The sequence below is a fragment of the Pedobacter sp. GW456-11-11-14-TSB4 genome, from assembly GCF_059424425.1.
Genome location: NZ_JBWKZK010000002.1, coordinates 880,735 through 902,850, shown reverse-complemented (window position 1 = coordinate 902,850; position 22,116 = coordinate 880,735). Strand labels below are relative to the sequence as shown.

At 45.2% G+C, this 22,116-nt stretch carries 16 protein-coding genes; 2 read left to right on the top strand and 14 right to left on the bottom strand.

Going from position 1 to position 22,116, the window contains the following annotated elements:
• Window positions 1-10: 10 nt before the first annotated feature.
• From AC07XU_RS11175 to AC07XU_RS11110, 14 genes are all read right to left on the bottom strand, one after another.
• A complete protein-coding gene (locus tag AC07XU_RS11175; protein ID WP_494943732.1) occupies window positions 11-715 on the bottom strand; it encodes a DUF1345 domain-containing protein in 705 nt (234 codons plus the stop codon).
• Window positions 716-851: 136 nt separating this feature from the next.
• A complete protein-coding gene (locus AC07XU_RS11170; protein ID WP_494943731.1) occupies window positions 852-1,544 on the bottom strand; it encodes a phosphatase PAP2 family protein in 693 nt (230 codons plus the stop codon).
• A gap of 12 nt (window positions 1,545-1,556) precedes the next feature.
• Window positions 1,557-2,879: an Nramp family divalent metal transporter gene (locus tag AC07XU_RS11165; protein ID WP_494943730.1), complete on the bottom strand. Its 1,323-nt coding sequence runs from the start codon at window positions 2,877-2,879 to the stop codon at window positions 1,557-1,559.
• Entirely contained in the window at window positions 2,872-5,073 is a 2,202-nt protein-coding gene (locus tag AC07XU_RS11160) for a heavy metal translocating P-type ATPase (protein ID WP_494943729.1), read from the bottom strand. The genes AC07XU_RS11165 and AC07XU_RS11160 overlap by 8 nt, the downstream gene beginning before the upstream one ends.
• Window positions 5,074-5,083: 10 nt before the next feature.
• The gene (locus tag AC07XU_RS11155; RefSeq protein WP_494943728.1) at window positions 5,084-7,093 is read right to left on the bottom strand and encodes an LTA synthase family protein; all 2,010 of its coding nucleotides are present in this window, start codon (window positions 7,091-7,093) and stop codon (window positions 5,084-5,086) included.
• 103 nt (window positions 7,094-7,196) lie between these two features.
• Window positions 7,197-8,480, bottom strand: coding sequence for an efflux RND transporter periplasmic adaptor subunit (locus tag AC07XU_RS11150; protein WP_494943727.1), 1,284 nt, complete (start codon window positions 8,478-8,480; stop codon window positions 7,197-7,199).
• An 11-nt stretch (window positions 8,481-8,491) separates the two neighbouring features.
• Window positions 8,492-12,865 carry a CusA/CzcA family heavy metal efflux RND transporter gene (locus AC07XU_RS11145; protein WP_494943726.1) on the bottom strand — a complete coding sequence of 1,458 codons (4,374 nt, stop codon included), beginning with the start codon at window positions 12,863-12,865 and terminating at the stop codon, window positions 8,492-8,494.
• Between the two features lie 596 nt (window positions 12,866-13,461).
• A complete protein-coding gene (locus tag AC07XU_RS11140) occupies window positions 13,462-14,349 on the bottom strand; it encodes a bestrophin family protein (protein WP_494943725.1) in 888 nt (295 codons plus the stop codon).
• Window positions 14,350-15,117: 768 nt separating this feature from the next.
• A complete protein-coding gene (locus tag AC07XU_RS11135) occupies window positions 15,118-16,101 on the bottom strand; it encodes a DJ-1/PfpI family protein (RefSeq protein WP_494943724.1) in 984 nt (327 codons plus the stop codon).
• Window positions 16,102-16,104: 3 nt separating this feature from the next.
• Complete coding sequence (locus AC07XU_RS11130) at window positions 16,105-18,183, bottom strand: TonB-dependent receptor (protein WP_494943723.1); 2,079 nt, start codon at window positions 18,181-18,183, stop codon at window positions 16,105-16,107.
• A gap of 29 nt (window positions 18,184-18,212) precedes the next feature.
• Entirely contained in the window at window positions 18,213-18,455 is a 243-nt protein-coding gene (locus AC07XU_RS11125; protein WP_494943722.1) for a carboxypeptidase regulatory-like domain-containing protein, read from the bottom strand.
• Between the two features lie 187 nt (window positions 18,456-18,642).
• Complete coding sequence (locus tag AC07XU_RS11120; protein ID WP_494943721.1) at window positions 18,643-19,038, bottom strand: hypothetical protein; 396 nt, start codon at window positions 19,036-19,038, stop codon at window positions 18,643-18,645.
• A gap of 351 nt (window positions 19,039-19,389) precedes the next feature.
• On the bottom strand, window positions 19,390-19,776 hold the full coding sequence (locus tag AC07XU_RS11115; protein ID WP_494943720.1) for a nuclear transport factor 2 family protein: 387 nt from the start codon (window positions 19,774-19,776) through the stop codon (window positions 19,390-19,392).
• Between the two features lie 37 nt (window positions 19,777-19,813).
• Entirely contained in the window at window positions 19,814-20,704 is an 891-nt protein-coding gene (locus AC07XU_RS11110; protein ID WP_494943719.1) for an SDR family oxidoreductase, read from the bottom strand.
• A 114-nt stretch (window positions 20,705-20,818) separates the two neighbouring features.
• Between AC07XU_RS11110 and AC07XU_RS11105 the strand changes: the two genes are divergently transcribed.
• Entirely contained in the window at window positions 20,819-21,151 is a 333-nt protein-coding gene (locus AC07XU_RS11105; protein WP_494943718.1) for a winged helix-turn-helix transcriptional regulator, read from the top strand.
• A gap of 70 nt (window positions 21,152-21,221) precedes the next feature.
• Window positions 21,222-22,094 (top strand): helix-turn-helix domain-containing protein, encoded by an 873-nt coding sequence (locus AC07XU_RS11100; RefSeq protein WP_494943717.1) that lies wholly within the window; start codon window positions 21,222-21,224, stop codon window positions 22,092-22,094.
• Window positions 22,095-22,116: the final 22 nt, after the last annotated feature.

Sequence of the window (22,116 nt, the reverse complement as noted above, 5' to 3'; positions counted from 1 at the left end):
TTCAGAAGTTCTATTTTGAAATCAGCCCAGAGACAACGTTGATTGCAAAGGCCACGATAAAAGTGTTGAATGCAAAGGAAAGCAGTCCATGCATCCAGACCAGGCGCCTAATTCTCCTGGAGGTGATCTGTACATCGGAAACCTGGAAAGTCGTACCCACTACAAAAGCGAAATAGGCGAAATCAAGATAGTCCGGCTGCTTTTCCGCAGGAAATTCAAGCCCACCAGGTTTTTGGCTTCCACCCTTGACATCGTTGTCGATGTCGCAATAATAGAAATGCGCATATCGCAACGTAAAAACGGTATGCACCAGCCACCAGGAACCAACAACTGCCGTCAAGGGCACCAATACCAGCGCCGAAGGGCCATTATCACCAGCAAATCCCCGTAGCAGCAGCAGAATGGCAAAAAGACTGGCAAAAGCGGCCACCACCACAAAAAGGAACACTAGCGAACGGCTGGAATCCTGGGCATGGGCCTCATGCTTAACCTCTGATGGATGTGAACTGAGTATAGTGATCCATCCAAGGGCCAAGCTCGAAAAGAGGTACGACAGCCAGGTTGCCATCAGGCGCAACTCCAGTTCCATCCCTCCATTTGATATAAAGTTTGATATAATGAATGCCAATATTGCGATGCCCAAAGAGATATAGAGCTTGTGGTGGGCATCCATCCGATTGATCTTGGCGATTAACGTATAATTTTTTACTTTCATTTTTTAAATTTTAAATAAGCATGCCGTTTAACAAAAAAGCAAAAAGCCAGTAAAAAAGGCATGGTTAACGCTGTTTCCTTTCAGGGGCGGTTCCACCGGCAGTCCTTCGAATACCGTGGTAGCGTATCGGCACCAACTAACCCGCATAATGCCTCATTAGCTGATATCTGTATAGCCTAAAAAAAAGGTAGGCAGTTCCCAGTGCAATTGCTGCGCCCGAAAGTACCTCTTGCGGATAGTTCCAACCGTTATAGATACGATTGTATAAAAGCAGTGCGGCCCACAGCGCAAGCGCAACCTTCATGGGCCAATAGCTTCTTCGCAGGTACATCAATAGAAAGGCCCAAACACCCACAGCAATGCAAGGCATTGGAAGACAGCCATAGGCACTTCCCCTACCACCACTCCCTACCTTAAGCAACAAAGCAAGTGGACGCTGATAAAGAGGGCGAAGGTGCTCCAACTGGCTGTTTAGTGCAGTGATCAATACCAGTTGCATCACCAGCAGTAATATCAGGAATATTCCTGCACGGGCAAACCTTACCCTGTCACTGGCAAGGACAAACAGAACCATCGCACAGTAGAACGGTATCCAGAAATAAAGGCTTCCCACCTTTGCCATCAGCCCATCCAGCCAGGCGCTGCGATGGGTATTTGCCATTATAAGTAGCTGCCTGTCAGCCAATTCAAGGGCGTCTTCCCATTTATAAAAAGAAGAAAGATACAGGACAGCAATCCCGCAGAACACCACCAGCATTACTGTTACCGGAAGAGGCACCTTCAACATTGCCCTGTCACTTTTTTTTGTGGATATTTCCCGCTTATTCATGCCCTTTTGAGATCAACTGGTGAACTGGAGATAGATCAGAAAAACTGCTGATACCGCCATCAATAAAAAAGCAGCCACGCCAAGGATATTGGACCAGCGGCCATTAGTATAATCGCCCATTATCTTTTTGTTATTGGCAATGTGCAGCAATATTGCAATGATCACAGGGGAGGTCAGCCCATAGAGGATTGCGGTATACAGTAGGGCATCCACGGGACTGATGCCAATATAGTTCATCAATAGCCCGATGGTCACCGAAACGATGATCACTCCATAAAAGGGTTTTGCCTGATTGAATTTTTTGTCCAGGCTTCCCTTCCAGCCAAATGTTTCCGATATGATATAGGACAGGCTGCCGCTCAGCACCGGGATCGCCAAAAAGCCCGTACCGATCACTCCAAGGGCAAACAGCAGGTAGGATGCTTTTCCCGCGACAGGTTCCAGCGCCTTGGCAGCCTGTTCGACAGTATCGATCTGCCTGATGCCCTGACTGTAGAGTGCAGTACCGGTTGCAAGGATGGTAAAGAACATGATCAGGTTGGAAAGCAGCATACCAAGGTTCACGTCCAGTCCCATCTTTTTGATCAATAGGCCCATCATCCTGTTTTCCCGCTTCTTCTTTTCCTCGCTGCTCTTTTTTTCACCGTTAAGGGTAACTAAACGCTTGTTGACCATGATCTGCCGCTTTACGTCCTTGACGTCTTCAGCCTCCATGGCCGTCTGCCAAAAGAAAAGGTACGGGGATATTGTGGTGCCAAGGATGGCGACCAGCATACCAATAAAGTCCTTGTCCCATTTTATGGTTGGGATGAAGGTCGCCTTCATCACCTCACCCCAGTCCGGCTTGGTAAAAAAGGGCACGATAATATATAACAGCAGGGTAAGGCAGAGGTACTTGAGGACCGACACGAACTTTGAATAGGGCAGATAGATGATGAAAAACAGCAATATCACCGTAAATATGATGCTAAAGACCATGGCGTGTATCCCGGGGAATATCAGGTGTGCCACTGCACCCATGCCCGCGATGTCCGCCCCAATATTAAGGGTTATTGCAGGAACACTGAACAGGATCATCAGGTAGAGCACAGGTTTTGAGTAGTGCTGCCTGAGCGTGGTGGTGAGCCCCACCGAGGTGACAAGGCCGATCCTTGCACAGATCTCCTGGATCGCAGCCATTAAAGGGAACGTGATCAGCACCGTCCAGAGTGTGGCAAGTCCATATTTTGCACCCGCCTGGGAATAGGTCGCTATTCCAGAGGGATCATCATCACTGGCCCCGGTTACAATTCCGGGACCTAGGGCAGAAAATATTTTTTTGAGCCTTTTAAGCATTGCTTTTCCTTTTTGTTTTTACCGAAGTTTTTTTAAGTCCACCATCATAGGCCAAGAGGCGCAGCGCATTGAACACCACGATCAGCGTCGAGCCTTCGTGTGCGATAACCGCGGGACCGATGGTTGCTATGCCAAGTACGGTCAACGGGATGAGGGCCGCGACTACGCCAAGACTGATCCAAAGGTTTTGTTTGATGATACCCCTTGCCTTACGGCTAAGGCCGATCGCAAAGGGCAGGCTTTCCAGTTTATCGCCCATCAGTGCAATGTCCGCTGTTTCCAGCGCAACATCACTTCCAGCAGCGCCCATGGCAATCCCGACGGTACTCTTGGCCATTGCCGGTGCATCGTTCACCCCGTCTCCGACCATCGCCACCATCTTTTCCGACTTATCAAGTTTCTGCACCGCCTTCACCTTGTCCTCTGGCATCAGGTCGCCCCATGCCTCGGTGATCCCGATCTGTTTCGCCACCGCATCGGCAACCTTCTGGTTATCCCCGGTGAGCATGATCATCTTTTTGATGCCAAGCGCAGCAAGTTCCTTCAGTACGTTTTTTGCTTCCTTCCTTGGCACGTCCATCAGGGTCAATATCCCGATGAACTCCCCATCGCGTTTGACCAGCATGGAGGTATGCCCGCCCTTCTCGAATTCCTCGACCTGGGAGATAATTTCTGCCGGCACTTTGTCCTTTTCAAATAGTGCCTTGTTGCCGATCAGCACCTTCTTGCCGCCAACTTCCGCCTGCACGCCACGTCCGGTGATCCCCTTCACGTTTTTGGCGTCGGGAATGTTCTGTTTTTTCATACGTTCCCTGGCACCGTTTACGATTGCCTCGGCCAGCGGGTGATCGCTTAGCTGCTCGACCGCAACAGCTGTATTCAAAAGATCTTCTTCGGTTGTATCGCCCAGGGGCACAACATTGGTAAGTTCCGGCCTTCCCTCGGTCAAGGTACCTGTCTTATCAAATGCGATGGCATTGAGCGAACCGAGATCTTCCAGTGGCCTTCCGCCCTTGATCAGTACGCCAGCACGTGCAGCACGTGCCACTCCGCTGAGCACCGCACTTGGCGTAGAGATCGCCAGTGCACACGGGCTTGCGGCGACAAGCACCGACATTGCACGATAGAAGCTCTTTGCAAACGGTTCATCGATCACCAGAAATGCAAAGCAGAGCAGTGTCACCAGCACCAGTACGGAAGGAACAAAGTATTTCTCGAACCTGTCGGTAAAAAGCTGTGTCGGGGATTTCTGCTTTTCTGCCTCGTTCACCATTTTGATCAGCCTTGAGATGGTCGAATCCTTCGCCTCCCTGATCACCTTGACCTCTAGGGCAGAGGCGCCGTTGATCGTTCCGGCAAATACACGGTGCTGTGGCTTGATCGTCTTTTCGGCAGCATAGTCCCTTGAGGCATCGGGTACCGGCGACTTGTCCACCGGAACACTTTCCCCGGTGATTGGTGCCTGGTTCACGCTGCCCTCGCCTTTTACCACGACCCCATCGGCAGGGATCTTGCTGTTTGGTTTGATAACGATGACATCTCCCAGAACGAGTTCTGCAATACCGATCTCCGATTGCTTTCCTTCCCTTACCACCAGTGCAGTAGGTGGTGCAAGGGTGGTCAGGGCGGCAATTGATTTCCTGGCCTTGCCCATCGCATAATGTTCAAGTGCATGGCCCAGGCTGAAAAGGAACAACAACAGCGTACCTTCCATCCACGAGCCAAGGACAGCTGCGCCGATAGCGGCCACCAGCATTAGGAAATCGATCTCAAAACCGCCCTTTGCAATGGTCTGTACAGCTTCCTTTGCGGTATAGAACCCGCCAAAGAAATAGCCTGCAACATAGATCGCAATGCCCACCCACGAAGGAATGCCCTCTAGATAGGAAAGTCCGAAGCCCGTGCCCAGGAGCGCCCCGCAGATCAGCGAAAAGATCAGTTCTGTATTGGCACCGAAGATCCCGCCATGCGCATGTTCGTGCCCATCGCCTTCGGAATGTGCCTCAACCTTTGGGTCATTATGTTTATGTCCATCACCTTTCGAATGCGCCTCGGGCCTAGATTTCTTACCAGCCTCCAATTCCTTTTCATCTGTATTTTTAACGGTAGGTTTTTCGCCCACCCGCTCTTTTTTGGCATCCGACTGTTTATCGGTGGCTTTTTTCACTGGTTGTTTTTCTTCGTCTTTTTTCATAGCTGATATATTATGGGTTAGGATTTGCTCTGGTTGATCTGCCCTCTTTTGGCTTTGGTTTCTGGGGCCTATATTTCAGACCTCCATTTTTGAAAAGATAATACGCTGTCTGGTAGTTGGCAATCGCCTCATCGGACAGTGCGGCGGAGAGCTTTGCGGTCCGCTGACTGTTGGTAGCCTGGTCATAGACAAAGGTTTCGGTCGTTTTTTTCGGGCTAAGTATTACCAGGCTGTCGTTTTTCAGAAAGCCCAGTTTTTGATAGGTTGCCAGCAGCGCCCTTGGAACATAGCCCTTGTCCATGATATCCTGGCCGTAGTTGTTGCTTTCGTAGCTCCACCCCAAAAGCCCGAACAATGTGGGGTATAGGTCGATCTGTGAGCACATCTGGTCCAACTTCATTGCGGGATTGCCCTGCAGATTATAGATGATCGCCGGAACATGGTACTTGGCAATATCAATCTCATTTTTGCCCGCACTGCTGGCGCAATGGTCTCCAACAAATATAAAGACCGTATTTTTGAACCATGGCCTCTTGGCCGCACTGGCCAAAAATTCGCCGATGGCATGATCAGAATATTTCACCGCTCCCTCGCGTCCACTGCCCGAGGGGATATCGATCTTACCAGCTGGATAGGTAAAAGGCCGATGGTTGGAAGTGGTCATCACAAAGTCGTAGAAGCGTTCCCCCCTGAGGGCCCTGCTATCGGCATCCCTGATCACGCTGGAAAAAAGGTCACCATCGCTCACCCCCCAGGCATTCTCAAAGCTGACCTCGCTGTCCTTGAGCACGGTCCTGTTGGTGTTATAGCTGTCACCAGCCGTAATCCTTCCGCCACGATCGACAATGTCAAATCCATTGCTGCCGAAATACTGGTTCATGTTGTCAAAATAACCGTCCCCACCATAGAAAAAGGAAGTTTGATAGCCCTGTTGGCGAAATATGCTACCAATGGTACTCAGCCCATCGTTGTTCTTCCTCCTAACGATACTGTTGCCAGGTGTCGGTGGAACGGCCAGGCTAAGCGCCTCCATCCCGCGGACCGTGCGGGTTCCGGTAGCGTACATACGCGAGAACACGATACCATTTCCGGCCAGGGAGTCCAGCACCGGCGTAATCCCCTGTTTGCTTCCGAACCGTGCCATGAAATCCGCGCTAAGGCTTTCCACCACGACCATGACCACATTGGGCCGCTGCGGGGTTCCTGAATGGGCGATCTTTCTTCTGATCGAAGTACCACTTTGCGTAAACTCGGTCCCTCCCCCACCAAGTTCATTCCTGATGAGCGAGAAGGCCTGCTGGACATCGACCATCGGATAAAACTGGTCATAGGCAAGCTCGTTGTTCCTGAAGGCGGAGAAAAAGGAATAGATACCTGCCTTTGAAAGTTCGCCCTGGTACCTGTTTGCAGTTTTTTCCGCCCAGGAATTGTCTATGGCAAAGCTATAGACGAAGATGAGCAGCACCAGAGGTGCAAAATGCAACAGGCGTTCCTTGAACCGGGTCCTGGAAACGAAGCTCTCGTGAAAATATCCCCTTCGCTTAAATACATAGATGGTCGAGATCGTGATGAGCAGTACCCCCGAGATCAGATAGGGCAAGGGATAGGACTGGTTGATATTGTTGACCACCTCAAAAGTATAGACCAGGTAGTCTACGGCAATGAAATTGAACCTGCTCTGGAATTCCTGCCAGAAGGTAAATTCCGCAAAAAAGGAGAATATCGATACCATGACCATCACCGAAACGATGAAGTAGCTACTGGCATAGTTGAAATAGGTCTTCACGGCCCGCTGTGGCAATACCAGCAGATAGGCAGAGTAAAAAAGCACAAGGAACAGCGCAACCCCCAGATCATACACAAAGCCCTTGGCGAATATACCCGCTAGCGCCAAAGGTGAAAGGTCAGCCTGATGGACCGAAAGGTACAGTACCAGGCGCATGACTAGGGATGCCAGCAGAAAAAAAAGCACAAAGGCATGCAGCATGGCGTACCTGCCCCTTAAATGGAATATGTCCATAAACCGGTTTTTAATTAAACAATAAAAAAAGAGGCATGCACCCCTAACCGGGCGCATACCGGCATAGCATTCAATCTATGCATTCACAATCGGCCATGTATGTCTAATGGCCTTCATGCTCTTCACTGTTTTTTAGTTTCGATAGCAAATCGTAAGCTCCCGTAAGTACCACTTTTCCCTTCAGCTCCATTCCTTTCGGCAATTTTACTTGGATATACCCTCCGTCACTGGTACCGGTAGTTACTTCCATGATCTCAAAATGAAAGGACTCACCTTCAGCTTCTTTTTCATTTTCTGATTCCTTTGCATCATGGGCATGTCCGGCTTCTTCTGCTGCACCGTCTTTATGTCCGTTCTCTTTTCCGGCTGCCTTTGCGATAAATATGTATTTCTTGTTCTGAAAATCTACCACTGCGCCTAATGGCAACGCCATTGCCTGGGTAGTGCCTGCTTCAATGTATGCTTTGAGATAGGTGCCCGGAATAAAGCCTTTGCTTCCTTTAGCGATTGCATGTACTGTTATGGTTTTGTCTGCTGCAATCTCTTTACCCACCAACTGAACAACTGCACGCTGCTGTACTGTGTCGCGGTCATTGGCAAGCACAAATCTTACCCCTTGACCAGGTTTTACCTTATCCACGTCTTTTTCGAATACCTTTAACTCAACGTGCAGGTTGGAATTGTCAACAATTTCAAACATGATATCATTCGGATTAACGAATTTGCCGTTGTTCACATTCACCTTGGTCACATAGCCACTAATGGGCGCATAGATATTGATCTCGCTCCTGATGTTTGTAGCTGTTAAGCTAGCTGCACTGATATTGATCAGGCGCAAACGCTGTTTCAATGCGTTTTCCTTCGCGTGGATGATCTGATACTGGGATTTTGACTGTTGCAGGGTCTTTTGTGAATTTACATTCTGACTGGCCAATGTCTGCTGACGTTTGTATTCTGAATCTGCAAGTTCTAGCTGGCTTTTACTTTCCAGGTAATCTTGCTGAAGTTGTACATATTCCTGATTTTGCAGTACGGCAATCACTTGTCCCTTGCTTACGTTGCTACCTTGTAAAAGTGGGGTAGATTTTACAATTCCTCCCATTTGAGTAGTCACACTCACTAAATTCTGGGGCGGAACATCTATAAAGCCGTTAACTTTCAATAGGCCGCTCAAGGATTTCATTTCCGGTGAGCCTAAAGTAACACCAATCGCCTTATATTGTGAAGCAGTGATTTCTACCGAATTTTCACTTTCCTCATGGGCTTCTTCTGCTGGAGCAGCTTCTGCTTTTCCTGCTTCTTTCTTATCTCCACCGCAGGCCGTCATAAAAATGGCCAATAACATTATTGAGGTGGTTTTAACTATATTTTGAATTGTCTTTCTCATTTCTGTATTGATTATAAACCCATAAGGTATTGAAGTGTGTAAACTGATTGGTTATACTGATTGATGGCCTGAAGGTAATTAAAGCGGATCTCCGAGTAAGTACGTAAAGCTTGCAGATATTCCACATAACCAATTTCTCCGTTCTGAAATGCGATCTGCGATTGCTTTAGGATCAGGTTTACATTGGGAAGGGCACTCTTTTTATAGTATTCAATGCTTCTAGCATTTTTCTGAAGATCTTGATACGCTTGTTTATATTGACCCTGAAGATTGGTTTCGAATAAGCCAAATTGGCTTTCGGCAACTTGCTTCTCTATCTTTGCCGCCTTTATCCGTGAGGAAAACGGCTTGAAGAAGATTGGAAGGGCAATGCCGGCCTGTACGCCCTGGAATCTCTTGCTTCCGCTAAAAAACTGGTCGCTGCCGTTTACATTTTGTGTCCCTATGATAGACTGGTTAAAGTAACCAACTGTAAAATCAGGTCCTGAACGCGCCTTTTCCAAACTAAGCGCTTTGTCTGCAATCACAACCTGTTGCTGCTGTAATGCAAGCAGCGGATTTGCGGATACGGCACCATCGAAGGCAGGCATGTTAAACTCCTCCTGTCGAAACTGACCCATGGTAACTTCAACCGCCTGCTGGGTATTGAGCAATCGTTGTAATTCTGCTGTGTAAGCAAGAATATCAGACCGGTTCTTACTCATCTGGTTCAAAACCTCATTGTATTGGGTTTCTGCTGTCGTGCTTTCCAATAGATTGGTTTCACCAGCCTGATATCTTAATCTGGCTGCTTTTACAAAGTTGCTGTATACCGAATCCTGGCTTTTATAGAGCTCTTGCAACGCAACGTAATAAGCTAGCTGAGTATAAGTGCTTTTAACCTGATAGCTCAGTTCCTTTTGGGTAACAGACAAATTGATCTCTGCACTTTTAATCCTTGCATCATAAAGACTCCGCTGGTTTCTGAACAATCCCGGGTTGGGGATGCTCTGGGAAATACTGAAATTATTGTCTCTCCTGATGCTATTGAACTGGCCATACTGGACGTCGATATTTGTTTTACCCAAATCCGTTGAACTCCCTCTTAAGGCTTGTTGCTGGCCAATTTGTAAACCAGATGTTCTTATCGCCTGGTTGTTCTTAACTGCTGTCTCGATCGCCTGGCCCATGGTGATGGGAATCCCAGGTGTCTGCGCTCTAGCAGCAGGACTGGAAAACAACAGACCAGATATGATTAATGCAGTAGCAACGGCGGGAACAGACTTGGTTTTGCCTTTCCACTTTTCAAAATAAGTATAGAGCACGGGTAGTACGATTAAGGTTAAAATGGTTGAGGTAAGAAGACCGCCGATGACAACGGTTGCAAGTGGCTTCTGAACTTCTGCGCCTGCGGCCGTAGAAATTGCCATAGGTAAAAACCCGAGAGATGCTACTGTAGCAGTCATCAAAACGGGCCTTAACCTCAGTTCAGTTCCTTTCAATACAATTTCGTTCAAAGTGTACCTACCCAATTTCTTGAGCCTGTTAAACTCTGTGATCAGTACAATCCCGTTAAGTACAGCAACGCCGAAAAGTGCGATAAATCCTACACCTGCAGAAATACTGAAGGGCATGCCACGCAGCAGCAAGGCAAAAATACCACCGATTGCTGCCATTGGAATAGCAGAGAAAATCAGCAGCGATTGTTTAACCGAGCCAAAAGAGAAATATAACAACAACAAGATCAATAGTAGCGCTACCGGTACTGCCACAGAAAGTCTTTTGGTTGCTTCCCTTAAGTTCTCGAACTGACCGCCATAGGTAATGTAGTAACCAGCCGGCAACTTGATCTGCTTTTCTATTTTACCTTGGATTTCCTCCACCACGCTGGCAATATCCCTTCCTCTAACATTTAGTCCTACAATGATACGTCGCTTGGTATCTTCACGCTGGATCTGGTTTGGCCCAATCTTGAATTCTACATCGGCTAGCTGTTCCAATGGAACCTGGTTTCCATTAGGCGTACTAACAAACACATTTTTTACATCATCTATTCCCTGGCGGTTCTCCTGGGATAAACGAACAACCATATCGTAACGCTGTTCACCTTCATATACCAGTCCGGCAGACTGTCCGGCAAAAGCAGCATTAAGTGCCTGATTGACCGTTTCTATACTCAGACCATATTGTGCAATACGATCCCGGTTAATCTTGACCACTATCTGAGGCAAACCTTCAGCCTGTTCCAGATAGACATCCTTGGCCCCTTCAACTGAGGAAACAATGCCACCTATCTTCTTAGAAAAGTCAGTCAGGGTGGTGAGGTCGTCCCCGAATATTTTAATACCGATATCCTGTCTAACGCCCGATATCAGCTCATTGGAACGTAGTTGAATGGGCTGGGAAAAGCCAAAACTTACGCCTGGGACTTCTTTCAGTGCATCACTCATCATTTCGGTAAGCTCTTCACGGGTCTTTGCACTTGTCCAATCTTTTTTGTCCTTTAAGATGATGGTCAAATCACAGGCTTCCATGGGCATCGGATCGGTTGGAATCTCCGCGGCACCAATTTTACCGACCACTTCTTTCACCTCTGGGAATTTCTTGACCAGAATAGCCGACGCCTGATTTACCTTGTCAATTGTCTGCGAAAGCGAACTTCCGGTCAACAACCTGGTCTCCACCGCAAAATCTCCTTCTTCAAGGTTGGGAATGAACTCTCCACCCATGCGGCTGAAGACAAACAAGCTAACTGCTAATAAAGCGACAGAGGTAAAGGTTACGGCTTTCCTCCAATTCAGGGCTCCTTTGATCATCGGATAGTAGTACTTATGAAAGAAGTCCATCATACGATCAGAGAAATTACGCTTATGTGTTGGGTTTTTGCTCAAAAACAAAGCAGACACCATTGGCACATAAGTCATAGAAAGTAAAAATGCACCCAGGATGGCAAAGGAAACGGTCTGTGCCATCGGGCCAAACATTTTACCTTCGATACCTACTAGGGCAAGTATTGGTAAGTAAACGATCAAGATAATGATCTCTCCGAATGCGGCGGCAGACCTGATTTTCACAGCAGACTCAAATACCTCCGCGTCCATTTCTTCCTGGGTCATCCTTCCACCTTTACGCATTCCCAGATGGTGCATGGTGGCTTCCACTATAATTACAGCGCCATCCACAATCAGTCCGAAATCTATCGCGCCAAGGCTCATCAGGTTTCCTGATACCCCAAAAAGGTTCATCATTGCTATAGCAAACAACATCGCCAGTGGAATCACCGAAGCGACAACCAGTCCAGCACGGAAGTTTCCGAGGAATAGCACCAATACAAAAATAACAATCAATGCTCCCTCAATCAGGTTTTTGGCTACTGTGCCAATTGCCCTGTCTACTAAGGCACTTCGGTCAAGGAATGGTTCTATCACAACGCCTTCCGGCAAAGTTTTACTGATCCTGTCAATCTTTATTTTTACCTGTTTTACTACATTATTTGCATTGGCCCCTTTCAGCATCATAACAATGCCTCCAACAGCCTCACCCTGGGCTTCAGGGGTGGCGCGGGTCAATGCACCATACCGGATAGAGCTGCCAATCTGTACATTGGCGATATCCCTGATGAGTACTGGTATACCACTTTCGTTATTTTTGACAACAATTTTCCGGATATCGTCTATATTTCCAACAAACCCTTCACTTCTGATAAAATAGGCTGTTGGTTTTTTGTCGATATAAGCGCCACCGGTATTTTGGTTATTTTGCTCTAATGAATTAAAGACATCGTTGATACTTAAATTAAAGCTTCTTAATTTATCGGGGTCCAGAGCGATTTCATACTGTTTTAACAAGCCTCCGAAACTATTTACCTCGGCAATTCCGGGTGTACCCAGCAGTTGCCTGCGGACAACCCAATCCTGTATGCTTCGCAGTTCACGGGCAGTGTATTTTTTTTCAAATCCGGGCTTGGCGTGAACCACATACTGGTAAATCTCACCTAATCCGGTAGAAATAGGTGATATCTCCGGGTTGCCTAAACCGTCCGGAATATTGTTTTTTGCTTCTGCCAACTTCTCGTTGACCTGCTGACGGGCCCAATAAATATCCACATCATCGTGAAAAACTATGGTTACCACCGATAAACCGAACCTTGATATGGAGCGAACTTGCTCTATTTCAGGGATGGTGGCCATGGTCTGTTCCACCGGATAGGAAATTAAACGTTCTACTTCCTGACTGGCAAGGGAAGGACTGAGGGTAATAACTTGTACCTGATTATTTGTAATATCAGGCACGGCATCTATAGGAAGTTGTTTTAGGGAATAGACACCCCATGCTATCAAAGCAAGGGTAAATAATCCTATAACAAGCTTATTGTGTATAGAAAACTGAATGATCTTTTTCAGCATTGAATTAAAATTACGTTAGATAAAAAACTGATTAATGCATAGGCAGGATACATTTCAAAAGAAATGATCCCCAGGCAAAAACATAATGATTTAACTAACCTAATTTGGGCGGCTGCCAAACAGAGATTTCGGCACCTATAGCTATTCCAAAAGCTTTCTGGGTATATTCTGCCAATGTCTGTTGTGGAACTTCAACCGATATGGATGTATCCTGAACAAAGGTAGGGACACTGCAACAGGCGCAGGTACAGAATGGAGAACAGCCATCCTTAACGGCGGTGTGGTCCTGGGTTGGGGAAGAAGTTTGAAAGCTGGCAGACTGCATGGGAACGGCAGCAGCAGAATCCATGCACGGAGCACACATCACCACTACTATCAATACCGAAACAAACCAGGTCAGAAACTTCACGTCCTATAATTTTTTGTAAATATAAAGCAAACTATTTTGATAATCCAATTATTATTTTAAGTTATTATTCAAAAATTACTTTTACGGGTGATTACCCATTGCGAATATCTAGGTATTTCTGGGTCAAATCATAATCCGAATAACCGCTTAAATGCCCAAAAATCGGAAAAAAAATTTGGGTGCGCCCCTACATTATATAGTAGGAATCCTGGCTGTTCTCCCCTAGCTCAACCTCCCTTCCAATCATTTCCATCAGGTTTTTCTCTATCGTTACCGATAAAGCGGTCATTGGGGTATCAGTTGGTGCATTCTCAAAGGGATCCTGCATGATGATCGCCGTGCGTTCGATGGCAATAAAAAGTACGGGCACCAGAAAGGTCAGCAGGATTTCAACTGCCTTAGTCTCGTCTTCCAGCCCAAAGGGCATGATGGTCATCAGCACATAGATCAGAAAATGGATCAGCACGCTATAAGACCTGGGAAATACCGTATTCTTGATTCGCTCGCATCTTCCCATCGAATCACAGAGCCTGCCAATGGTCGCATCGATCTGTACCTGTTTATTGGCATCAAGGGAAAATTGTTCACTTGCCACCGCGAGTTCCACGGCGTGGATGTTCAGCAGCAGGTTGGCACGGTTATCGCTCTTTAGCCCATGCACCTGGAAATAGTCTTCTACTTTCTTGGAAAAGGGCACCTTTCTCAGGCCCTGCGAAAGTGCAAAGCACCAGATCGCCTGCCTATATGCAAAAGCCTCCACGACTTTCCTACCCTCGGGGCTTTTAGGCATAAACTGCCCCAGCTGACGGACAAGCGTACGGCTATCGTTGACGATACCTCCCCATACCACCCTTGCCTCCCACCACCTCTCGTAGGACTGGGAGGTCCTGAATGTCAATAGCAGTGAAAGTGTGGTGCCAACAAATGCAGAAAGTGCCAGTGGAATATCGATCTGCTCCATAAACCCATAATGGTCGAACGTACCGGCAAGGATGGCATAAATGGCAATAAAGAAGATATCCCATTTGATCAGGCGGATAAAATAAAGTACCGAAATCTTTTTGTTGGTCAACATAGGCTATTTTTTTTAAAGCTAATAATTTTTTGAAAACATGCAGAAATTGCTTCGGATATAGTACTTTGCACACTATCCGTAAGGTAACTCGTAAGAAAAAAAGCTGAGCGATACTGCATACAGCAAAAGAAGTTTTATCTTTTTCTGTATTTTCATAGATTTGGAAAAAGCAAACTTAGCATGTCATTTTTCCTTAGCGAACTTCTTTTATCATTAAAAAGTACCTACCCAGAGCTTTCCTGCATTGCAGTCGATTTGGCGACTATTATCCTTACACTAGCATTAGCACGCAGAATATTCCGCTACATGGGTTTTTCGGCATCGCTTTAAATTGTCCTGCCCGACAATTTCCTGGATAGCCTAATCCCTTACCGATCCTGTCTGACTGAATATGGCACGTATCGACATATCCATAAATATCACTGCACTAAAGAAATACCAAGAATATGCATTATGATGCATTTAGGTAGCTGCTTGACATAAAAACAATAATAATCTACTAGGCCCATTCAACTGGAAAACCTCATTTTTTAGCCCCGGCATTTATCGCAAAGGGATGACGGCGGTTCTCGGGTTTGACATAAAGCCTGCGCCAACCAACAGTGTCTTGGCTTGTTGACCCTTCAGGATTAGGTGAGATTTGTTAAAATGGTGCGTACCCTACCTTCAGGATACACACCATAATACCAAAAAAATAACTCTGATTTTTTTTAGCTTAGGGAGTAGATTTCATTCGACAGAAGATTGTTATGGGAATTTGATCCTTTGCTATTTGGCCGGATGATCCTGAACCGTTTGCGCATAGGAAGCTGGATTTTTTTTGAAACCTGTCTTGCACATCGCCGAACAAAAACCGAATACCTTTCCCTTGTAGGCAGTTGTGTCCGCATAGCCTGCCGATAGGGACATGCCACAAACCGGATCCCTACCGTTATCGATCTTTATTTTGGCTGCCGCACTTTGAACACCTATTAGCGGTGCAATGGCACCATTATACATCGAACGCATTTCCTCTACGATATTTTTATCTGTGTTCTTTTCACTGCCACCTTTAACGGGTGGCCTAGGATCATACTCCAGATCCAGCATCACCATCTGTGTATACTTTTCGCCCATGATATCATTGATCACAGCCAGGCTCATGTCAATCCCGGCTGAAACTCCCGCACTTGTCCAGTATTTACCGCTTTTCACATAACGCCTATTCTCCGAAGATACCCCAAACCGATCCTTCAGTAGCTGCTTTGCGAACCAATGGGTAGTGGCCTTTTGGTCTTTCAATAGACCTGTCGCAGCTAGTATCCAGGCACCTGTGCACACACTTGTAGTGTACTTGGACTGCTTGTCGATTACTCTGATCCAGTTGAGCAGCGTGGTATCTTTTGTTGCCGTGAAGGTTTCATTCAATCCCCCAGGGATAACTAGAATATCCAATTGCTTCACATCGGCAATCGATGAATCACACTGTACCTTCATTCCATTTCCCGTAGTAATCAGCCCCTTATGCCGTCCCACAAAAAAGACCTTTATCCCCATGAGCTCGCTGAACAAATGATAAGGTCCCATTGCATCCAAAATGGCATAATTGTCGTAAAGCAGGATCCCAACGGTCTTAATGTTCACCTTAGGCTCGGGAAAGGCCATTGGCCGAGGTTGCGTCTGGCCCACCGTTATTGCTGCCGTATCTTCAGTCTTGCTTTTGCAGGCTGCAACCATCAATTGGATAGATGCAGCAAAAATCAGTTTTTTCATGGTTTAAAATTTAGCGATCAAGGTTGTTCCGTATGTTCTTGGTGTTCCCAAAAGGAATGTTCCGAATGAACCATAAGGGATATATTTTTTATCCGTAATATTCCGTGCCCAAAAATTAAGCTCAAAGTTTTTACTGGCCAACCCAGCTTTGGCATTGATCAGCGTGTGGGCAGGCTGGCTTAAGTCGTTCACAAAATCAAAATAATATCTGCCAAGATAACGGTACTCACCTCTTGCAAATACGGCAAGTTTCTGTTTGCTTTCTGCGAAATCATAAGTGTACTGCGCTGCCAACATTGAACTGATCGGAGGCGTATTGATGGGCTGACCGCCCCTGTAGTCTACCACCGCATTTGCATCGGCACTGTACAATAGCAGCGAAGCATAACGGGCGTAGGAGTAACTTGCATTCCAATCGATCTGGAAGCCCTTCAACGGTAGAGCAGTCACTTCCAGCTCCAGCCCTTTATTGTGCATTTCCCCTACGTTCAGGATCAGTGCATTCACTCCGTCCATGGCCGTACTGATCTGTTGGTTGTGCTGCTGAAGGTAGAATGCGGTCAGGTTCAATTTCAGCTTATTGTTAAAAAACATATTTTTCCAACCGATCTCCCAATTGTCCGAATATTCCGGCTCATAGGGAACCTGTGCAGGATCGGTCGCATTTGAATTTAACCCGCCGGCACGGAACCCGCGTGCGTAGCTACCGTAAAGCAGCATGTTATCCTTCAGTTTATAGCGCAGCACAAATTTTCGTGTCACTGCGCTAAAGTTTGCCTGATAGGCTTGGTTGGGGGTCAGCAAGATTGCAGGATCGGGATCTTTCTGGTAATTGGTGTACTGGTCAAGTCTTCGGCTTTCGTAATCATATCGGATCCCTGCTGTCAAATCCAGCTTTGCGCTGAACGAGTAGGTAGCCTGCCCAAAAAATGCATAGCCCCTATTGTTCTCCCTACCGATATTGGTACTGGTAAACGGAGCGCCAGAAGTTGGATCGAGCAGTAGATAATCGGGGCCAAAATAGGTCGGTGAATTGATATCATTATGCTGCAAAAATCCATATGCGCCGCCAACCCATTTTAATCTGCCAGCACTTGCCGATGGTGAGCTCAAGCGTAGTTCCTGGGCATAGACCTTTCGTTTTATGTTCGGAGCGGTACTAAGCGCATTCAGCGGACTGAAATCATAATCAACACCAGCCCCCTGGTAATACCCGTTGAACTTGGTATAGGACGATACAGAAGTGAAGTTGAAATCCTTGCCATAGTAATTGGCAGCCAGCGAGGTATTGAAATTTTTCCGGCGTTCCACATTGGTATTGTTCGTGTTCACCTGGTAAGGTTTGGAGTAGACTTCTTCGTAAGAGGTTACCCATGGAAAGCTCCCACGGTCATTGTCGTTTTCAGCTTTTACGTTCAGCGAAAGCGACCATTGGGCCGAAGGCAGATAGCGCAGGTTAAAGTTGCCAGAGTAATCTTCACGTCTATCGAAACCGCTTTGGGTAAACTCGTTGTAGTAGATCGCGCCACGATGATTATAGGTAAGTGAACCGCTGGCGAACAGCTTATCTTTGAAGATAGGTGATGAAAGTCCGGCTGTATAACGTTGCTGTCCGAAATTTCCGAACGTAATTTCGGCGTAGCCCGAAGCGATATTGGTGGGCTGCCTGGTTGTGATATTGACCACACCGCCAAAGGCATTGCGGCCGTAAAGTGTTCCCTGCGGCCCACGCAGAATTTCGATACTTTGTATATCATTGAATAAAGGTGGCGCAGAAAAGTAATCAGATTGATAAACCCCATCGACGTAGGTAGCTACCGCCTGTTCATTGGAAAACCCCATTACCCCGCGAATATTCAGGAAATTGGAACTGGTGCTGTTTCCATGTTCTACGGTAAATAGATTAGGTGCAATCGCCGTCAGGTTTGTAATATCCCATAAACGGTAGTCCCTGATCTGTTTTGCATCCAGAAAAGTTATTGCGCCCGGTATTTTTTGCACGCTTTCCTGACGCCTTTCCGATGACACCGCAACCTCATTTAGCTGCTGGTTGCTCTCTGTAAGCTTAAAATCGATGGCCAACGACTGGCCCTTGGCCAGGGCAATTGTTTTCAGCTGGGTTGCATAGCCAATGGCCGAAACGCTGATGGTGTATAGTCCCCCCCTGCTAATTTGTGGATGCCAAATCTGCCCTGGCCATCTGTTACGCTTCCATAATTGGTATTTAGCAGGACAACGGTTGCTTTTTCAATGGCCTGTGCGTCAGTTGTAACAATGGTGCCCTGTATGTTCCCGGACTGGGAAAAGGCCGGTAGGCTAAGTATAGTGATAATTAGGGTATATAAAAATTTCATGTGTTTTTGATTAAAGGTATTTGCCTGTTCTTGCCAGGTTCATGCACAGTGAATCATAAATTCCAATCGTTTGTTACGATAGGATTTAGGATCATAAAAAATTGAGGATGAATATTCCCGCTAAAAATTCCAATAGAAATCCATGCAGCAGAGCTGAACCATAGATTGAAATAGCAAGAATTTGGTTTTAAACCGTTTTGGGCGGTTGGAAGACAGCAGTAACCCTAGCCTTTGGCTTTTGTAGTAGATAAAAGCTCGGTGTCAGCTTAAGGTTTGTTTCAAATACTTGGGGCAGAAGGTTTGCATAAGCTGGCGCTGATGTCTCTACCATTCTTTTTAAAGTATCTTGCTGTTGTTTGTTTTTCTGTTCCAACTCTTTAAGCTTGATGTCCAAAAAACATTTTCCCTCGCAATGTAGATGGGGTTTGTCTTTGTTGGAACAAAGCACCGTAGAAATATATTCCTTATTGATAGAATAGGAAGAAAATAGCAGCAACTGATTGAAACTACTGGTTACAATTCCGAATAATAAAAAAATCGCTATAATTCTTTTAAATGCTGTCATTTCTGCAAATGTAGCCAATGCACTTTAATTTTGGTTCAATACTTGTATATTAAATTTTAGATTGCTAATCTATTTGCTGCCAAAGTGAAATCTTATTGAATTTGTTGGTAATTTTTTTCTTCAGGGACAGTCGCTTTATTGCATCATCAACATTGGTGCGTTGACTAAATATTTTGCTTTGCTAACCAACTTTGGAACTACCTATTTCTTACTAGAAATGGCAATTACTGCGGACTTGGTTCTGTTGAACCCCAAGTGTCAAGAGCAGGAAATAAATTCCTGGGATTTAACAAAATGATAGCCGCTATTCCGCTAAAAAAGAAACGTCACTTTATTATAAAAAGTGACGCTTCTAGGCGAGCATCGAAATCAGCCCCAAAACTCGTCTTCAGCAGCTTGGTCCTCTGAAAACAACCAAACCTGGACAATTTTCCCGTTAACCACTTCGAACAGATCAACCCCGTTCATATCAACTGTTCTCTCGCCAAGTTTAGCGGAAAAATGTACCTGGAATGAAACCAGGTCTCCATTAGCCATCAAAGCTCCGGTAGGATTGATAACCAATGAACCTTGGGTTGCGCCCATCATATCGCCCAACATTTTTCCGATGGCCTCAAGTCCTGCTTTTGTTCCCGAAAAGCGATGGTTTCCCGGTTGGTGCCATTTTGCATCTGGACTAAAATGTGAAAATGCCTTAGGAATATCTCCCTGAGAAAGGGCTACCGAATAGGCCGTTACTACTTCTATTGCTGTCATAATATTTGATTCAAATGATTGTCTGTTTTTTATTGGTTTAAAAAAATCTCTTGTTATCGCTTGCCCAATCTTCCAGAGAGGTCATTTTTACGGGAAGTTTCTCTAATACTTCGCTCATGTTAGGATTGAATTTTGACGGGTATTCAGTTGCGTTTTGCAAACTTTCGTAATAAGCAGCAACACTGTTTGCTCCCGCCTCTCCTACCATTGGCTTTAAAATATCACCAAATTCTTGGGGTTTTTGCGGATAATAAACGATTTCTTCTCCTACACCATTCGAAAATGCTGAGGCTAAATCATTCCCTTTTAGATTTTCCAATCCACTTATCTTGAAATTATCTGCTTTTAAATCTTCATTATAGATAGCTTCAACCACAAACGCACTTACATCTCTGGTAGCGATCCAACCAGTCGGCATCGCTTCTGGAGTAGGATAAGCCAGTTTCTTTTCATTTGTGATAAAAGGTGCACAGAATGGTCCCATCATATTTTCCATATAAATAGTTGGTTCGATAATCACGTAATCTACTCCGCTATCTTTCAAATAATCTTGGACATCCAATTTTAAGGCATCTAAGGGAGAACCAATTTTTTGTGATTCCAACCAAGCGCTTGTATTCCAAACCAATTTTTTTACACCGTTTACTTTAGCAGCATCAATAACATTTTTAGCATATTGCAAACCATCAAAAGGATTGGGTAATGATACTGGGATAATAAACGCAATAGCATCAATGCCTTTGGTAATTTCATTGATTTTATCGGCATCCGCTAAGTTTGCGAAAACAGGGGTTGCTCCAGCCTGAGTCAATTTCTCAAAACTATTTTCCGAGCTGGTTGCAGCAATTACTTCTGCACCTTTTTTCTTTGCTTCGCCTATAATATTAAATTGTTGTGAGCCTGTTGCTCCGAATACTAATATTTTCATTTTATATTTTATTTTGATAACAAACTTGCACAAAGGTATTCAAGCACTTACCTTTGCACAAGTACTTACCAAGAAGTTATGTACCTACCAAATGGTTAGAATTACTGATTATCAATGGAAAATAAAATAAAAATAAATCCACCATGCGACAACAGTTGTCCAGTTAGAGCTTCCTTATCGCTTCTTAGCGGCAAATGGACATTGATGATATTGTTTCAGATCAATGAAAATGTGGTGCGATATGGCGAACTAAAAAGAGCCGTAACCGGCATTAGCGAAAAAATGCTGATACAAGAACTGAATATGCTGGTAGAAAATAAACTGGTCAGCAAAAAAGTCTATCCGGAAATCCCTCCAAAAGTAGAATATACTTTAACTGAATTGGGATTGAAAACCTTGCCTATTGTAGATAAACTGGCCGAGTTTGGGCTTGAAAATTTAGTTTGACATCAATAGCATTTGAAGAATCAAATGCTATTTAGAATTAACTATAGTTATATTTTCAAAATAATAAAAAATGAAGACCCAGAAATTTCATAAAACAGAATGTGGGGTAGATTTTCTGATTAATATCTTGCCATCTGATGAAGTAAAAGAGGGCTACCTAAAAAAAGAAACTTACGATACAGATTATCTGGAAATCATCTTCTTCAGGAAAGGGAGTGGTCATATTATTCTGAATCATGATAAGATAACTATTGATGACAATAGTGTCATATTCATTTCACCATTCCAAAAACGGGAATGGAACCTTGATCCCGAGGGGCTGGATTTTATAGTCTTGGTTTTTCAGGAAGACTTTTTGAATGAATTTTTTTCCGATAAATTATTCACTTATCGCCTGTTGTACTTTTACCAATTGGCCTACCCTTTGAATATGCTACTCGACCAGCCACTTATCGGTCGGTATTATTCCCTTCTTGCTGAAATAAAACTGGAACTGATCATGACAAGACCTGACAGTGTACACATTATCCGTTCACTGATCTATTACCTGCTCCAAAAGCTCAACCGGGAATATGCGGAGAAACATCACTTGGCAATCGAAAAAAATCAGCATAACGATGCTTTTCAGTTCAAGCAATTGATAGAGACCCACATCAAAGAAAAGCAACGCATCAATGATTACACCGAGCTCCTAAACATTAACCGTATTGCACTCAACAAAGCGGTAAAAGAACAATTTAATGTCACCGCGTCACACTTGCTGAAACAGCGCCTACTTGTCGCCATTAAGGATTACCTTATCCATTCCAACCTCACAGTTGGGGAGATTGCATTTCAGCTCAACTTTTCCGAACCTAACCATTTGATGCGATTTTTCAAAAATCAGACTGGAATTACCACGACTGAATTCTTGTATGAATTTCAAAATGGTATCAACCCATAGTGTTTTGGTATAGAACAAGAGA

Coding starts and splice junctions, on each gene's coding strand:
- AC07XU_RS11135 (WP_494943724.1), bottom strand. CDS start 16,101: ATGAAAAAACTGATTTTTGCTGCATCTATCCAATTGATGGTTGCAGCC.
- AC07XU_RS11125 (WP_494943722.1), bottom strand. CDS start 18,455: ATGAAATTTTTATATACCCTAATTATCACTATACTTAGCCTACCGGCC.
- AC07XU_RS11175 (WP_494943732.1), bottom strand. CDS start 715: ATGAAAGTAAAAAATTATACGTTAATCGCCAAGATCAATCGGATGGAT.
- AC07XU_RS11165 (WP_494943730.1), bottom strand. CDS start 2,879: ATGCTTAAAAGGCTCAAAAAAATATTTTCTGCCCTAGGTCCCGGAATT.
- AC07XU_RS11160 (WP_494943729.1), bottom strand. CDS start 5,073: ATGAAAAAAGACGAAGAAAAACAACCAGTGAAAAAAGCCACCGATAAA.
- AC07XU_RS11115 (WP_494943720.1), bottom strand. CDS start 19,776: ATGACAGCAATAGAAGTAGTAACGGCCTATTCGGTAGCCCTTTCTCAG.
- AC07XU_RS11140 (WP_494943725.1), bottom strand. CDS start 14,349: ATGTTGACCAACAAAAAGATTTCGGTACTTTATTTTATCCGCCTGATC.
- AC07XU_RS11100 (WP_494943717.1), top strand. CDS start 21,222: ATGAAGACCCAGAAATTTCATAAAACAGAATGTGGGGTAGATTTTCTG.
- AC07XU_RS11145 (WP_494943726.1), bottom strand. CDS start 12,865: ATGCTGAAAAAGATCATTCAGTTTTCTATACACAATAAGCTTGTTATA.
- AC07XU_RS11110 (WP_494943719.1), bottom strand. CDS start 20,704: ATGAAAATATTAGTATTCGGAGCAACAGGCTCACAACAATTTAATATT.
- AC07XU_RS11150 (WP_494943727.1), bottom strand. CDS start 8,480: ATGAGAAAGACAATTCAAAATATAGTTAAAACCACCTCAATAATGTTA.
- AC07XU_RS11155 (WP_494943728.1), bottom strand. CDS start 7,093: ATGGACATATTCCATTTAAGGGGCAGGTACGCCATGCTGCATGCCTTT.
- AC07XU_RS11105 (WP_494943718.1), top strand. CDS start 20,819: ATGGAAAATAAAATAAAAATAAATCCACCATGCGACAACAGTTGTCCA.
- AC07XU_RS11170 (WP_494943731.1), bottom strand. CDS start 1,544: ATGAATAAGCGGGAAATATCCACAAAAAAAAGTGACAGGGCAATGTTG.